This window comes from Streptomyces sp. NPDC058231, from assembly GCF_042882275.1.
In the GTDB taxonomy this organism is placed as follows: domain Bacteria; phylum Actinomycetota; class Actinomycetes; order Streptomycetales; family Streptomycetaceae; genus Streptomyces.
The window spans coordinates 1-14,469 of the sequence record NZ_JBHVWN010000074.1; the positions used below are offsets into that span (position 1 = coordinate 1).

Consider the following 14,469-nt stretch of genomic DNA (forward strand, 5'->3'; position numbering starts at 1 on the left):
CTTCCTCGCGGCGATGGCCGTTCAGGAACGCGAAAAAGGGGTGACGCGGCCGACACACCCGACCTCGTGGACCTCACCCCGGCAGAAATCCGTCGCCTGCTGGCAGTTGAACCCCGCCGCCCTGCACGACGCGATCACGCAATGAGCTGGTCGCACTGGAGACGCCGCCACCAAGCACGCGCCCGACACTGCCACTACATGCGGCGCGGCCACCCGTTCGCGGGACGGTCTGCCAAGACCGCCCCGCAGCCAAACCCACCCCGCTACAATCCCCACACTCAAGCCGTTGACCAGCGGTAATGGAGAAGTCCGGCTGGAGTATTAGTACTCCAGCTGTAGATCGTGATTCTGAGGGGGCCTGCCTGACGCAGGCCCCCTCGTCGGGGGTGGGGCGCGTCAGGTGCCCAATTGGGCGTTGAGGAAGCGATAAATGCCGTCGCGGATGCATGGTGGAATGTTGGAGACCGGCAGGTCTTCGGGGCTGAAGAACTGGAGCTTTACGCCTTCGGTAAGTTCCAGGGTGGTCTCGTCGCCGTCCCATGAGGCGGCGAAGACGGTGAGGATCTTGTTGGCATTGCTGGGGTCGTGGATGTCGAAGAGCTCAGTCATGTCATCGAGGGCAAGGCCGACCTCTTCGTTGAGTTCACGGACGATCGTCTGGGCGGGGATCTCGCCGGGTTCGCAACTGCCGCCCAGCAGGCTCCAGTGCCCTGGCCAGGCGATGCCCTGGATGTCATCGCGCAGATGCAGGAGGAGGTCGTCGCGTCCGTTCACAATGATCACGACTGCTCCGCGCGGCTCGGCAGCAGGTGGCCTGTCGGCAAGAGTCTTGCGGTTCATCCGCTCACCGTAGTGAGTCGACTGTCAGTCACACGAGTGCGGATCCCCCGCGGATTGCGCACTGCTGGCGGTGGTAGTGGCTTGCTTGGGATCGGGCCTGGTGGCGGCGTCGCCAGTGGGACCAGCGCAGCCGGTGTGCTGTGTCGTGGACTGGCCGGACGACCAGTGTGATGAACAAGCGCTGGATCTCGTTGCAGGTGAGCGGGATCAGGTTGTCCGAGGTGTGTTGGCGGGCTTGTTCGTCGGCGCGGACGACGGCCAGGAAGGCGTGGGCGAGCATGGCGAGGGTGACCCAGCGGGTCCAGGATGTGAAGCGGCGGACCTGGTGCTCGTCGAGCCCGGCCAAGCCCTTACCGGACTGGAAGGTCTCCTCCACACGCCATCTGCTGCCCGCGACCTTCACCAGCGTGGTGAGCGGCACCGGCGTGGGCGAGTAGCAGCGGTAGAAGGCGAGTTCGCCCGTGCTGCGATTGCGGCGGATCAGCAGTTGGTGACTGCTGGGGTCGGGGTGGGTGAGGTCGATGACGGCCCAGTCGTAGAAACGGTGCCCTTTGGCACCTGCACCGGCGGACAGCTTCTGCCAAGCCCGCTTCGGCACCCGCTTGGCCAGGGTGCCGGCACGGAACTTCCCAGCACGGGTGGAGACTTCATGAGTGCAAGCGACGGCAAGCACGTAGCCGCAGCTGCGCTCCTCCAGAGCTGTTCGCAGCCGCGGGTTGCCGCCGTAGACCTCGTCGCCGGCGACCCACGGAGCGCGATGACCTGCGTCCAGGAACCGGCCGATCATGCGGGCGGCCAGCTCTGGCTTGGTGGCGAAGGCGGTCTCTTCACCGAGCCCACCGGCCCGACAGCGGTTGGGATCCGATGTCCACGAGCGCGGGACGTAGAGTTCCCGGTCCACTGCGGCGTGACCGCGGCTGCCCGCGTAGACAAGGTAGACAGCGACTTGCGAGTTCTCGATCCTGCCCGCGGTGCCGGTGTACTGCCGCTGGACGCCGACCGTGTGCGTGCCTTTCTTCACGTCCCCGGTCTCATCGACCACGAGCACCGCATGCTCGTCGTGAAGGTGCTCGACGACGTAACCGCGCAGGTCGTCTCGGACAGCGTCGGCATCCCACTTGGCCCGGTTCAGCAGATGCTGCATCGCATCCGGGGTCGCCTCCCCAGCCCACTCGGCGATGGTCCAGCAGTTCTTCCGTGGCAGGTCCGAGAGCAGCCCGAGCAGCAACCGCCGTGTCCGGCGGCGGGGTTCGACCCGGGCGAACCGTCCTGCGATCCGGGCCATCAGGCCCTCGAAAGCCTCCTGCCAGCGGGCAAAGTCTACGCTGTGACCTGCGGCCACCGCATGATCGTTCGTCTTCACACACCGATGATCAACGGTGGCCAAACTCATCTCTGCACCGGCCCCCACCAGCAAGATCACGATCTACAGCTGGAGTATTAGCAGCTGCGGCGTTGCGGACCCACCGACCGCCGTGGCATCGCGTGCGTCAGCAGAAACCTGAGGTCGCCACACAACCCGGCCCGGGCCGATGGCCGCCAAGGACGCCACCTGGGCGGCGACGCTGAACGGGTTCGAGTGCGTCACATTTCGCGAGACCACCACTTCGTTGATGTCCGTCGTTGCCAGCAGGACCGCTGCGGTGACAACAGGATCCAGCCTGCCGCGTACGCGGTCATGGACCTGATCGGCGATACCGAAACGGTCGGTCTGCAAGCTCAGACCGTCCTCGAGCGTGATGAAGTCGATGCCACCTGATGCGGCCGCGTGCCCCCAGTTCGTCCAGTAGGTGCCATCGAAGACCTCCGCGGCATCAGTCACTGATGACAACAACCACGAGGCCGGGTGCCAACCCGTGCCCTCCAACGCCAAGCCGAGCCGAAACGAGCCAGAGTCCGTCGAATCCTTTTCCATGACTCGATTGCACAACCATCACATTGATGTGAGGGTCAACCCGCGAACAACCTCCTGACCCGCAACAGCTGAGGGGCCGCGCAGATAGGCGCGGTGGGGAGCCCCGTCGCGAATCAGGCACAGGCTGGGTGGTCACAGAGCTGCCACGCTCTGTGATCACCAGGGTCTGCCTCGAACGGAGCGACTGAAGGTACAGGGGTTCCGTGGCTTGGTCAGACCGCTGGTGCAGCCATCGGGGAGCGTGTTGCGGCGGAGATGAGAATTTCGCGAGGTACCCGCCCTACTGCGGTGAGGGCGCGGCCCACTGGGTAGGCGTGGGCGCCTGCCGGGAGGTTTCCGCGGCGACCACTGAGTACCACGTCGATGGAGCCCATGGTGGTGTGCGATTGCCTGGTTCGGTCCAATCGCCGCAGTGTTTGGCGAGCGACTGCCTCCGCGCTGTCGTACAGGGTGGTTCCGGCGGGCAGGCTCTGCAGAATCTCCGGCGCCACCAGGGGGTAGTGCGTGCATCCCAGCACCACGGAGTCGCAATTTTTGGGGGTTCGCTCGGCCGCGTCGGCGATCGCTTCCGCTGCTGCGGCCATGTCGCCGTGGTCGATCGCCTCGGCCAGACCGGGACATGCGACACGCGCGACAGCCCGACCGTTCGCGTAGTCCGCGATCAGGCGATCCTGGTAGTCACTCGACGTGGTGCGGACGGTTGCCCACACGGCGATGCCTTGGCCGGTTGCCGCGGCCGATTTCACGGCGGGCACGGTTCCGATCACGGGCACGCGCGGCTCGAACCTCTCGCGCAGAGCGTCGATCGCGGTGACGGTGGCGGTGTTGCAGGGAACCACGATGGCCTCCGCGCCTCGCTGAACGGCCAATTGAGCGGCGGTGAACAGACGGTCCGTGACGAAGGAAGCCGTTCTCGATCCCCAGGGTGCTCCGTCGGGGTCCAGAAGCAGAAGCAGATCGCGTTCCGGGGCGAGGTGTCGAAGCCAGCCTGCAGTGGAAAGGAGGCCAAACCCTGAGTCGATCAATGCCACTGTCATAGGGTCAAGTTACCAGCCAGATCTTGCCGCTTGGCTGGACTGGTACGGCCCATGGACCACTGCGAAGTTCCCTGAATGAGTAGGCGTGGTGGCCGGTGGAGGCTCCGTTGGGTGTATCCCCCTGGGGGGAAGCCCTGACCTTCGGCCGGAGTGGCCAGCGCGTGTCCGATCTTGGCCTGTCGCCGCCGAGGTTGCAGTCGTGGAGGTCGCTGACGTGCCCTTGCTCCAGCTGGTGGCGGTCGGCCTGCGGCCTCAACTCTTCTGAGGGGCTCCTGGGTCGAGCCCATTGGCCTATGGTTTGCGTTCATGGTCATCCCACAGTCGACAGATCCCTCCGTCTTCCACTCAGCACTCCGCGAACAGTTCGAGGCCTTCCTCCATGAGCATCGATCCGCTCTCAACGAGAGCTTGAACGGGTTGACCGAAGAACAGGCGCGTCGGCCATTGGTCACGTCCAAGACCACGTTGCTGGGCCTCGTCAAGCACGCCACGTTTGTCGAGAAGGTCTGGTTCGACGAGGCGATCACATGCCGATCTCGCACGGAGATCGGCATCCCCGACTCGCCTGACGAGTCGTTCGACCTCGACGACGGCGACACGATCGCCTCCGTCCAGCGCGCCTACCAGCAGGCCTGCACGGCGTCCCGTAAGGCCGCCGCAGAGCTGTCGCTGGACGAGCTCGTACGGGGGAACCGCCGGGGTCCGCTGCCGCTGCGTTGGGTTTACCTCCATGCGCTGCGCGAACTGGCCCAGCACTGCGGGCACGCGGACATCCTCCGGGAGCAGATCCTCGACAGCACAACGCGCCGCGGCTAGAGCAGTCCGGCCGAGGACACGCGGCCAGGGCACGTCGAGCCGGCAGTGGTGAACGGGATCGCGACCTGGCTGGCCCAAGGGCGGGCGGCCAAAGGTCAGGGCAGATCAAGGCTCCCCTCCGGAGGAGCTACGCCCATCTCCGTTTGAGCCCGCTCCCGCCGAGCGTTTCTGGCAGGCGGCTTGGAGCTGGCGTGGAAGTCGTGGCGGTTCGCTCCGGCCAGCACGCGTCCCAGCAAAATTCCGTAACCACCCGTCATGCCCGAGCGTTTCAGGCCCTGTTTGCCGCGATCAACGGGCGAGCGCCCTGCGACCTCTCCGCCGGGGGCTTTGGTGATGGAGCCGTCGATGAAGTGGACCTCGTTGCCGAGCAACACACCCTTGTGACCGCGATCGTCCCTGACAAGGACCCGGAACGGGAGCCGACGGTGTGTTTCACCCCTGACGGGCGGCACGTGCATTGCGTTGCCGGCCAGCACGGCGTCGTGAATCAGACCGCTGGGCATACATGTGGCCAGGGGGCCGAGACGACGTGTGGGTCAGGGTCCGTCCTCGCGATCTTGGGTACCGGGGGACGGGTTTGCTCTCGAGACTCCCTAGGATCTGCGTATGATCGCTGACCTGCAGTGTGTGGTGCTGGATTGTTCCGATCCGGCGGAACTCGCCATGTTCTACCAGTCGGTGCTGGGTGGCACCGTCAATCAGCAGGACAAGCGGTGGGCGCTGGGCGACGGCTGGGCGACATTGCACACGGTGTCCGGGCTTGTCCTTGCCTTTCAGCGGGCGGCGGAGTATCAGCCGCCGCTGTGGCCCGACCCCGCCCGCCCTCAGCAGTTTCACCTGGACTTCGGCGTCGCGGACCTCGACCGAGCTCAGGAGCAGGTGCTGGCCCGGGGAGCGAGGGTGCTGGACGAGGGTGCCGACGGGCGGAGCTGGCGTATCTATGCTGATCCCGCAGGGCATCCGTTCTGCCTGGTCCGCCACTGAGGGCAGATCTCCCGGCTGCACTCGTGCGGGATCACGACCGCAGCCAGATGAGGCAAGGCGGGCGGCGATGCCGCGGTAGTGGGTCCGTGCTTCTCGTACCGGGTCGCCACGGCTCTGAACCGCTGCGGCTTTTCCGACGGGCCCGCTCCGCCGCGTGCGAGCTCTGTACCGGGCTTCGCCGAAGCCCGGAGACGGTCCGCCGCGTGGTCCCCGACGTGGGCGGGCGGCCTTGTGATCCTTCTTCTCCCGGATCACGTGCCGGATAGCGCGCTTGCGGAGGTGGGAGCGGGTCATACGGATGCTGTCGATACGAAGGGACCCTGCCCCGCATGGGGTAGGGTCCCTTCGGCCGTCTGCGCGGGCTGTGCGTGGCCGCTGGTCACAGGCCACTGGTCCGGGCTGAGCTGCGGCGCCGGTCCGTACAGGATCCCGGCAGCCGACCCACAGAAATGCCCCGATCACGGAGCGTGAGTTCTGGGGTTACTAACAGTTCTGGCGCAGATATGGAGTGGCACCGCACAGACGATGGCTCCCGGTGCCCCATATCGGTTCGTAAGCGCCAGTCGTCGCTGGCGACTCCGATGTCGATGCGTTGCTCTGCCGGGAGCCTAGCCAGTTGCCGAGATGGGTGTCACTCGGGTCGATGAACGTCTTCATCGGCGGTGCGGCTCTCACCGGTTGCCTGGTGTAATAGCTAGCTTCCTCCTTATTTGTCCATAGTCAAGAGAGGAAGCGAGAAAGATTCAGTTACTGGAGTCCCCTTGCGGAGGCGGGCGGCGCGCCCAGGCCCGCATCCCGTCGGCGAGGGCGGCAAGACCTGCTCGCGGATGATGGCGCGGGGGCGGGATACCCGCCGTACATGGACTTCGATGGATCGGGCGCCTGGGCCGACGCCGAGCTCGACAATCGGGTCCGCGCCGGGTGGTCGCCGACCCTCGCCTACCGTCGCTCCCTCCTACAGCGCAGCTGCCGCGATCGCCTGGTCGATGCGGCCCACCCACCTGGCGTTCCAGGTCCGCAGGGTGCGGAGTCGAGGTAGGTCCGGCCGGATATCGTACATACGTTCCAGCCTGTGCGGTACGAACTGCGCCGTCCCTCGGCGCTGACTGGACCACTGCATGCGCCGCCTCATCCGCCACCACCCCACGCGGCGGCCCCGTGCGCCGCTCGCAGACACACTGGCCGTTCTGCAAGGGGCAGCCCGGGAGGCGGGGGTCGGGGTCGACCTGACCATCGTGACCGAAGAGTCGTGGCCTGCCACCGTGGACCGCATCGATCAGCCAAGTAAGCCGGGTGAACTCGGCGTATTCGATCAAGTTGGCAGAAACCGCGACCACCCCACGCGTGATGCGGCGGCGCCCCTGCTCAGGAGGCGGGCTCGACCATTCCGGGCGATGTCACTGGTCTGTCCTAGAGTCCTGGCCATGACGACTCTCATGATCGATGCCGGTCCAGTTGCGCCGACTGCCCGAGTGACCCGGACCGGTGGAGTGCCTCTGGCGCCGGCCGGCACTCCGTGGCCCTGCTGCACTTCGTGCAAAGGCCCGATGCAGTTCCTCGTCCAGGTGGTCCTGGATGATCTCGGAGAGGGGGTTGAGGACCGCGGAGTCCTCGCCTTGTTCGCGTGCCAGAACGACCCTGGTATGTGCGGCGACTGGGAGCCGGACTCCGGCGGGAACCAGGCCTTGCTCTTCCCCACGAATGGCCTTGAGCCACTACCCCAGCCCGAAGGCGGTGTCGATGAGGCACAGCTTCTGCTTGGTTCCGTTCGGGCAGTCAGCTTGTTGCATGTGGACGAGCCCGACTACGACCGGGCCGGCGAGAAGTGGGCAACGGGAAACGACCGCCCCGCGTCATCCGTGCTCGGCCAGCTCGGGGGTGACCCCGCCTGGATTCAGGGCGACGAGACCCCGTCCTGCACATCGTGCGCCATTCCGATGCCACTGATCGTCCAGCTTGAGGAAGGTCCGGACCACAGCACCGCAATGAACTTCGGCGGCTGCGGCAGCGCCTATGCGTTTGCCTGCGAACCATGCGGCCGCGCGAAGTTCCTGTGGCAGCGCTGAGGCGGCCTGACGACCTAGTCGTCGGCGTCCATCGCCCTGGGCGGCCACAGACGCGTCGTCGGTCACGTCGACGGGGACGTAGCGTGCGTCGAGCGCAGCGGCGGTCTCCTCGCCCTGCTCGCGGTTGCGTGCTCCGACCAGCACGGTGTGGCCGCACTCGATCAAGCGACGGGCGGTCTCGCGACCGAGACCCTTGTTGGCTCCGGTGATGAAGGTGATCGTCATGCGTTCGATATTGGTCCCGAGGAGGGAGGCTGACCAGGGATGCTTCGACGGTAGGAAGACCGGTACCACCCTCGCGCCCACACGCACGACCGGGGATGCAGGAGGATCGAGATCATGTCGACGACGCCCGGAACCGGACTGGGCTCGATGATCCACACGTGGCGGGATCGGCTACCGTGGCCGCTGCGACTCCTCGACGGTGACTTCCCCGACCGTGACCTCATGATGGGCATCGCGGAGCACAACCTCCAAGAGGCGCTCGCCTTCCTACCCTCAGATGATCGCTGAACCCTTGGAATGGATCATCTAGATGCGTTCGGCGGCCTTGAGGAGCCACTGAGGCAGGTAGGGGGATTCGACTCGGATGTCCCAGCCCCTTCGGCGGGCGTGGCAGGCGAGCGCGAGGACATCGAGGTCGATCGTGGCGTCCGGATCGCCGGCGCGGTCAGCAACCTGGTAGTGATCGCGGTGGGCTTCGAGTGCATCGGCCAGAGCCAGGTTGAAGCTCTCCTCGTCACCCTCCACGAGCTGCGACAGCAGTACGGCCGGTGCCGGGAAGAAGCCCCATTCCTTGGCCTTCTCGACCTCCCGCAGCGCCCGCTCCGCCGCCGGCTCGGGATCCACACCCCTCAGATAGGAGTGGAGGGCCTCCCGGTACGCGGCGTAGGCGGAGCCGTCCTTGCCGGCAACCGCAGGGCCCGTGAGAACCAGGGGGGCGAGGTCCTCGCGTACGCCGGTGATCAGGGCGAAGGCGGTGGCGTTCGCCCAGTTGCCAGCGCCTGCCGCCTCGCCCCGCCCCGCGGGGTAGCGCAGTTTCCGGCCGTCGACGGTCACCTCGGCCTCGGTGCCCGGCTCTGCCAGGGCGATGCGGAACAGGGCCGCCCCCAGCTGTGAGGCCAGTCGCAGGTTCGCGAGCTGGGCATCCGTGACATCGGCGGAATTCCCGGCGCGCCACTTGAAGAGGAGCTCCTGGTATCGCATGGCGCTCCTGAGCTGCCCTACCGTGAGGGGCTTTCCTTCCACCGGGGTGATGGCCTCCCGGGTGTACTGGTCCAGCAAGGTCTCACTTTCCGCGTTCATGCTCCGGTCGCGTGCCGGCCGCTCGACCACCAGCGGTCCTGCAGCCAGCGCGGCTACCGCGTCAGGTCGCCGGTCTCGGCCGAAACCCGCGATCCTCGGGCCGCGGGTCGCGAAACCGGTGATCAGGGCGTGTGGGAGGTAGTCAGTGTGGAGGGCCGGCGACCAGCCCAGGGTCCGGTACGCGAGCGCGGCCAGGCCGAGCGGCAGGAGCGGGAGGAGAGTGGCCGGCGAGGCAGTAGGGCCATGCACGGTGGTGTGTGCGAGCAGGAGGGTGGTCAGCCCGGAGTCGAAGGACTCCCGGTCCTCGGCGGCCACGGCGCGCAGGATCGACAGCGCCACGCTCTCCGGCCGGTCGAGGAGGCTTTCGCCGGTCTCCTCAGCCCGGTAGCGGATACGGGCCAGCGCGGCGTCGACGGCAGCGAGCTTCGCCTGCACGCTCGGCGGGTAGTCCTGGTCCTCTCCAGTGTCATCGAGGACCATGGCCATGAACCCCGTGGCGAGCTCGCCGGCTGGGCTTCCCTGTGCCGTCTCAACGAACTTCTCGCGCGCGAAGTGGAAGGCCTCACCGTGCCACTTGGCCTTGTCCATAAGGATTGTGAGGCAGAGCGCGTCGATCCACTCGTCAGGGGTGACGCTTTCTTCGGCGTCATCCTCATCACGGGGGTCGTAGCTGATGCCGAAGTTCACGTGGTCCAGGAAGACCTGGAAGGTGCAGTGCGGGTGATACGCCGCGAAGGCGACGGCGCCGGCCGCAGCCTCGGTCGCGTCCTTGAGAGCGGCCTTGGCCTCCGGGGTCCCGAGGCTGGGTGTCTCGACGGAGAGGGCGCCCAGGTATGCGAGGAACTCGTCGGCGATCGACTGCCATTCGTAGGTGGCCATCCGACCTGCCTTCGACATGGAACGGACCTGTCCCCCGACCCGGTTCGCGAAGTCCTCGCGCGCCGCCGAAATGACGGCCTCGGCTACCTGATGACGCTCTATCCGCACTGCGCTGCTCCTTGATGCCGGTTCGTGCGGACAGCCTAGGCGCAGCATCTGACAGGGGTTGGAGGCGACGTGCTCGGCGCGGGCGGTGAACTGTTCGCTGTTTGCACTTATTGATCGTTCCGTCTGTACGGGGTCCAGGACGGCCTGGTTGATCAGATCAGGACGGCGAGGCCGGCACCTGGGATCCCGCCGGCGATCAGGGCGGGTTCGCCGTGCACGGCGCCCATGCGATTCCGCACTCGGCGACGAGGAAACCACCAGCGAGGCCGGCGATGAGGACCGTGACGACGACGGCGATCAGGAGGAACAGGCCGCAGCCCAGTTGGTCGAGTGAGGCTTCTTCGCGGCTCTGACGTCGCCCGGCACGCATTCTCCTTCGCAGCGTTCCATCGGCGGGCTGCCGAAGTGGTCAACGGCCCAGCGGGTGGAGGTGCCGACGGGGTGTTGATGGCGGACGGTGCTCTAGGCAAACCTGTCCAGCTCAGAGGTCTGAGGTACTCGGCGTAGGACGGCGCTCAGCAGGGTGGCGGCTGTCTCCAGCAGTGCGTCTGCCGAGCGGTGCGTCCGCTGAAAGGAGCAGTTACAAACGAGCCAGGTGTTTGTCCAGTACACAGATGGGACAGGCTGGGTTCCAGTGATTCAGCCGAACCAGAGAAGGCGGAGAGACACATGAGCAACAGAAGGCACGCCGTCGCCCTCGGCTTATGCGGCGCGGTATTTGCAGCGACCACGCTCTTGAGTTCCGGGACAGCGTCCGCCAGCGTAGGCAGCTATCCCTACGACGGTCAGGACCCGTCGGCGTCGGGTTGCAACAACGACGCCATCACTGCCAGCTCTGCGACTGTGGGCGCCGGCGCCACCATCCTGCTGCGCTACAGCCCCAGTTGCCGCACGGTGTGGGCGCACATATCGGGAGCCGCGCCGAAGACCCAGGACAACGCCGGCGGTTCAGCGCTCATATACCGCGAGACGGACGGCGCCGGCATCCGCTGCTACAGCGGCACCGGAACCAGTTGCTACACGCCGATGCTGTACGACGCCGGCATGTCGTCACATGCGACCGGCACCAACGACCCCGGCTGGCAGATATACAGCGGCACCACTGGTTCCTACTAGGCGACTGGCCAGGTCAGGCACACGGCTCCGGTATCGAACACCCAGTTGCCCACCGACCAAGCGCCGGTGGGCACGTACCAGTTGCGGCACCGGGGTGACTCGATGTCTGCGAGGACCACGAACACCATGCCGATCGAACGGTCCGTGATGGGCACGGTCACAACGCCCGGAGTAGTGGCACCGCCCGACGTGACGTCGAAGCCGCAGAGCTGAGGACGCAGGGCCTGAGCTACCAGGACATCGCGGACGCGATGGTGGACGCGGGCAAATAGAGCGCCTGGAAGGCGCACGGCGGGCACAGGCCCAGGCCTTGACGCTCTGGCTCAACGCCGTCTGCAAGACCGCCGCCGAGCTCACCGAAGGCAGTCGAGCGGGCCTTCCACATACACCCCGACGCCTCACACGGGCGCTCGTGAAGCCCCTCACTTGACGGCTTCGACGTACTCGCCGTGGCCATCACCCCGCCGAAGATGGAGGGGCGAGCCGTGCCGAATCCGCATGAGCTCCCGCACCGTGAAGTTCTCCGCCGACACTGCCGCCCCGTAAGACGCCCACCGCGACGCCAGGAACGGCAGTCCGCCCGACCGGTTCAGGTCGGTGCCCGACGGGCGATACACGCGGGGCGTGCCGCCCGTCGACAGCGGAAGGCCGCTCGGCTGGGGTGCCTGCGGCAAGCTCTAGCTGCGCCTCACCGGCAGGGTGAGGGTGGCCGGTCGCAGGCCGGCGGCCCTCGCCGTCAGCGTCACATGGCCCGGTCGCCGATCAGGGCGCAGGATCGCGAGCGCTTTGCCGTGCCAGGTATGGCGTCGGGGCTGCTTGAAGCTGTCGACGTTGTGGGGGTTGCCGTTGCCGACGGCGGCGAGTTCACCGGCCCCGTAGGTCTCGAAGGCCACCTTGAGGGTGGCGTCGGGGACCACGCGGTGGCGACTGTCGGTCACTTCGACGAGCACGTGCGCGAGGTCGTCCCTGGCAGTGGTGAGTTCCTCGACATCCGGAACGAGGCGCAGCCCGACCGGCGCGCCCACCGTCGTGAGCGTCTTACGACCGATCTCTCGGCCGTTCCGGCCGGCGACGGCCGTCAGCTCACCGGGCACGTAGGGGATGGTGAAGGTGGCCATCGCCCGCTCGGGCGCCCTCGCGGCGCCACCGGGCACCTCCCGTCCATTGAGCAGCAGTCGTACGCTGTCGCCCGGCGTGTAGACGTGGACCGTCATCGGGTGGCCATGCTCCACCTCCCAGGTCCAGCTCTCCAGTTCGTCGAAGTAACCCCACCAGACGGCAACTTGTTCCGTCTCCGGCAGTGCGGGGCGCTCGACCAGGAGTTCCACGGGGCTGTGGCCGGACAGCGCTGTCCTCCAGTGGTTCTGCGGTTTGCGTTGACCGATCAGGTCGAAGTCCCCGCAGTTTCCCTGGAAGTAGGGGTACGGATATCCGTACCCTCCCCAGGAGTGATGCAGGGTGCGGGCCGTCGACCAGCCGGGCATGACACTCTGGTCGCCGATGCTCGCACCCGTCCCTTCAGGGGCCATCGGTGTCTTCCCGATGCCCGACTCACCGAGGTAGTCCCAGGCGGCCCACACCCAGCTGCCCACCGCCCAGGCGTGATCGTTCACGAACTTCGTGTCCTGGTGGATGGTCGCGGGAAAGCCCTCGCTCTGAGTCATCGCCCGATCCGGGTGGGCGTCGTGCATGGGTCCGTAGCCCTTGCCGTTGGCGTTGTAGTGCACATCGCCCACGTCGACGTAACTCCAGGAAGGGTCATCCGCCGAGAAGGTCGAACCGCCGCCCACGGTGATGGGCCGAGTGGAGTCGAGAGCACGGAGCGCCTTCGCCATCTCCGCGCCTCGCCGCCCGTTGGTGTTGTCGGTGATCTCGTTGCCCAGCGACCAGATCACGACGCTGGGGTGGTTGCGGTCCCGCAGCACCGTGCTGGTCAGGTCCCGTTCCCACCACTCGGCGAAGTGCAACGCATAGTCGTCGGGGTTCTTTCCCGTGTCCCACATGTCGAAGAATTCGTCCATCACCAGCATTCCGAGCCTGTCGCAGGCGTCGAGCAGGGACGGAGTGGGAGGATTGTGCGCGGTGCGGATGGCGTTGAAGCCTGCCTTCTTGAGGATCTCGACCCTGCGTTCCTCGGATCGGTCGAGCGCGACCGCGCCCATCGGGCCGTGGTCGTGATGGAGGCAGCCGCCGGTTATCTTCACGGGCTTGTCATTGAGCAGGAAGCCGGCCTCGCCGTTCCACACCAGGGAGCGGATCCCGAACGTGGTGACGGCCGTGTCCACGACACGGCCGCGTACCAGTACGTCCGCACGCGCGGTATAGAGGTTGGGTGAGTCCTGGGACCACAGCTCTGCCTGCGATATCGGGACGTCCAGCGAGGAATCTGCGGTGGCACCCGCCCCGACGCTCTGCGCGGATGCCTCCCGGACGTTCACGACCTGCCCGTGCGGGTCGAGGACGGTGACCCGCACGCTCGCCGACGAGGCGGCTACGCCGAGGTTGGCGACCGACACCTTCACCTGCGCGACCGACCGGTGCGCGCTGACCTCGGGAGTCGTCACATGAACGCCCCACAGCGGGATGCGTACGGCCCCGGTCACTGTCAGCCAGGTGTGTCGGTAGATCCCGGATCCCGAGTACCACCGGCTGTTCTGGCCGCTGTTGTCGACCCGGACGGCAAGCACATTCGTGCCCTTCGGGTCCAGGTGCGGGGTCACGTCGTACGCGAACGACGTGTAACCGTAGGGATGGAAGCCCAGATGGGTACCGTTGAGCCACACGTCCGCGTTCTGGTAGACGCCGTCGAACCGCAACTCGACGTGTGTGTCGTTCTCGTCGGCGCCTGACGCAGCGCGGTTTCCGGTGATCTCCGACAGCTTGAAGTGCTTGCGGTACCAACCGACCCCTCCGACCGTGTATGCGGTCGAGCCGCCGTTCTGACTGTTCACCCGGTCGAACGGGCCGATCACCTGCGGGGCGTCGGGCGCTGTCGGGTCAGGGTCCTTCACCGCCAGGAGCGAGGGGTCGCTCGTCGCGCCTCCGTCCTGTGAACTGGCGTACGGCAGGTCCTCGATGCTCCAGTCGTGCGGAAGTTCGAGCCCCCGCCAGGAACCGTCGTCGAACGACGGTGTCTGACCGTCGCCGACATCGCCCCGGAAGAACAGCCAGCCTTCGTCGAAGGACCGGTCCCGGGGCTGTCCGCCCTCGGACCGACCATCCAGGTCGGCCGCGGCAGCCTGCTGATCGACCCCCAATACGGCCGATCCCGCGGCCAGCGCACCGAGTTGAATCATTCGACGCCGCGTCATGCCGCCCGGAGAGTCGCATGGTTCGCGTCGGTTGCCCGCCTCCGACTGCGGCATCTCACTGCTGTGTCCTTGCCGGTCCATCGTCATCTACC

General features: G+C 66.7%; 13 protein-coding genes and 2 pseudogenes. 5 read left to right on the forward strand and 10 right to left on the reverse strand.

Annotation, left to right across the window (positions count from 1 at the left end; all coding sequences use genetic code 11):
* Positions 1–396 precede the first annotated feature (396 nt).
* The 4 genes from ACFVXE_RS32265 to ACFVXE_RS32280 all read right to left on the reverse strand — a co-directional run bounded on the left by ACFVXE_RS32265 (position 397) and on the right by ACFVXE_RS32280 (position 3,792).
* Positions 397–840: an NUDIX domain-containing protein gene (locus ACFVXE_RS32265; RefSeq protein ID WP_389676560.1), complete on the reverse strand. Its 444-nt coding sequence runs from the start codon at positions 838–840 to the stop codon at positions 397–399.
* 28 nt (positions 841–868) lie between these two features.
* Positions 869–2,125 carry an IS701 family transposase gene (locus tag ACFVXE_RS32270; RefSeq protein WP_389676608.1) on the reverse strand — a complete coding sequence of 419 codons (1,257 nt, stop codon included), beginning with the start codon at positions 2,123–2,125 and terminating at the stop codon, positions 869–871.
* Between the two features lie 141 nt (positions 2,126–2,266).
* On the reverse strand, positions 2,267–2,755 hold the full coding sequence (locus ACFVXE_RS32275; protein WP_389676562.1) for a hypothetical protein: 489 nt from the start codon (positions 2,753–2,755) through the stop codon (positions 2,267–2,269).
* Between the two features lie 212 nt (positions 2,756–2,967).
* Positions 2,968–3,792 (reverse strand): glutamate racemase, encoded by an 825-nt coding sequence (locus tag ACFVXE_RS32280; protein ID WP_389676563.1) that lies wholly within the window; start codon positions 3,790–3,792, stop codon positions 2,968–2,970.
* A gap of 306 nt (positions 3,793–4,098) precedes the next feature.
* On the opposite strand from ACFVXE_RS32280, the gene ACFVXE_RS32285 reads away from it, so the two are divergent.
* Positions 4,099–4,608, forward strand: coding sequence for a DinB family protein (locus tag ACFVXE_RS32285; RefSeq protein ID WP_389676565.1), 510 nt, complete (start codon positions 4,099–4,101; stop codon positions 4,606–4,608).
* Positions 4,609–4,805: 197 nt separating this feature from the next.
* Here ACFVXE_RS32285 and ACFVXE_RS32290 read toward each other — a convergent pair.
* Positions 4,806–4,955: pseudogene (locus tag ACFVXE_RS32290) on the reverse strand (IS5/IS1182 family transposase); the annotation flags it as partial.
* Between the two features lie 259 nt (positions 4,956–5,214).
* Here ACFVXE_RS32290 and ACFVXE_RS32295 point away from each other — a divergent pair.
* Together ACFVXE_RS32295 and ACFVXE_RS32300 are read left to right on the forward strand one after the other, a co-directional pair.
* Complete coding sequence (locus ACFVXE_RS32295; protein WP_389676566.1) at positions 5,215–5,592, forward strand: VOC family protein; 378 nt, start codon at positions 5,215–5,217, stop codon at positions 5,590–5,592.
* A gap of 1,436 nt (positions 5,593–7,028) precedes the next feature.
* A complete protein-coding gene (locus ACFVXE_RS32300; RefSeq protein ID WP_389676610.1) occupies positions 7,029–7,658 on the forward strand; it encodes a DUF1963 domain-containing protein in 630 nt (209 codons plus the stop codon).
* Positions 7,659–7,697: 39 nt separating this feature from the next.
* Here ACFVXE_RS32300 and ACFVXE_RS32305 read toward each other — a convergent pair.
* Positions 7,698–7,883: pseudogene (locus ACFVXE_RS32305) on the reverse strand (SDR family NAD(P)-dependent oxidoreductase); the annotation flags it as partial.
* A 114-nt stretch (positions 7,884–7,997) separates the two neighbouring features.
* Between ACFVXE_RS32305 and ACFVXE_RS32310 the strand changes: the two are divergent.
* The gene (locus ACFVXE_RS32310) at positions 7,998–8,171 is read left to right on the forward strand and encodes a hypothetical protein (RefSeq protein WP_389676612.1); all 174 of its coding nucleotides are present in this window, start codon (positions 7,998–8,000) and stop codon (positions 8,169–8,171) included.
* 18 nt (positions 8,172–8,189) lie between these two features.
* Here ACFVXE_RS32310 and ACFVXE_RS32315 read toward each other — a convergent pair whose 3' ends face one another.
* Complete coding sequence (locus ACFVXE_RS32315; protein ID WP_389676568.1) at positions 8,190–9,950, reverse strand: immunity 49 family protein; 1,761 nt, start codon at positions 9,948–9,950, stop codon at positions 8,190–8,192.
* A gap of 196 nt (positions 9,951–10,146) precedes the next feature.
* Positions 10,147–10,320 (reverse strand): hypothetical protein, encoded by a 174-nt coding sequence (locus ACFVXE_RS32320; protein ID WP_389676570.1) that lies wholly within the window; start codon positions 10,318–10,320, stop codon positions 10,147–10,149.
* Positions 10,321–10,619: 299 nt separating this feature from the next.
* Here ACFVXE_RS32320 and ACFVXE_RS32325 point away from each other — a divergent pair, with 299 nt between their 5' ends.
* Positions 10,620–11,066 (forward strand): DUF2690 domain-containing protein, encoded by a 447-nt coding sequence (locus ACFVXE_RS32325; RefSeq protein WP_389676572.1) that lies wholly within the window; start codon positions 10,620–10,622, stop codon positions 11,064–11,066.
* Here the strand turns inward: ACFVXE_RS32325 and ACFVXE_RS32330 are convergent.
* Both ACFVXE_RS32330 and ACFVXE_RS32335 read right to left on the reverse strand, forming a co-directional pair.
* On the reverse strand, positions 11,063–11,227 hold the full coding sequence (locus tag ACFVXE_RS32330) for a hypothetical protein (protein WP_389676574.1): 165 nt from the start codon (positions 11,225–11,227) through the stop codon (positions 11,063–11,065). The genes ACFVXE_RS32325 and ACFVXE_RS32330 overlap by 4 nt on opposite strands.
* Before the next feature lie 516 nt (positions 11,228–11,743).
* Positions 11,744–14,362 (reverse strand): glycoside hydrolase family 2 TIM barrel-domain containing protein, encoded by a 2,619-nt coding sequence (locus ACFVXE_RS32335; RefSeq protein WP_389676576.1) that lies wholly within the window; start codon positions 14,360–14,362, stop codon positions 11,744–11,746.
* Positions 14,363–14,469: the final 107 nt, after the last annotated feature.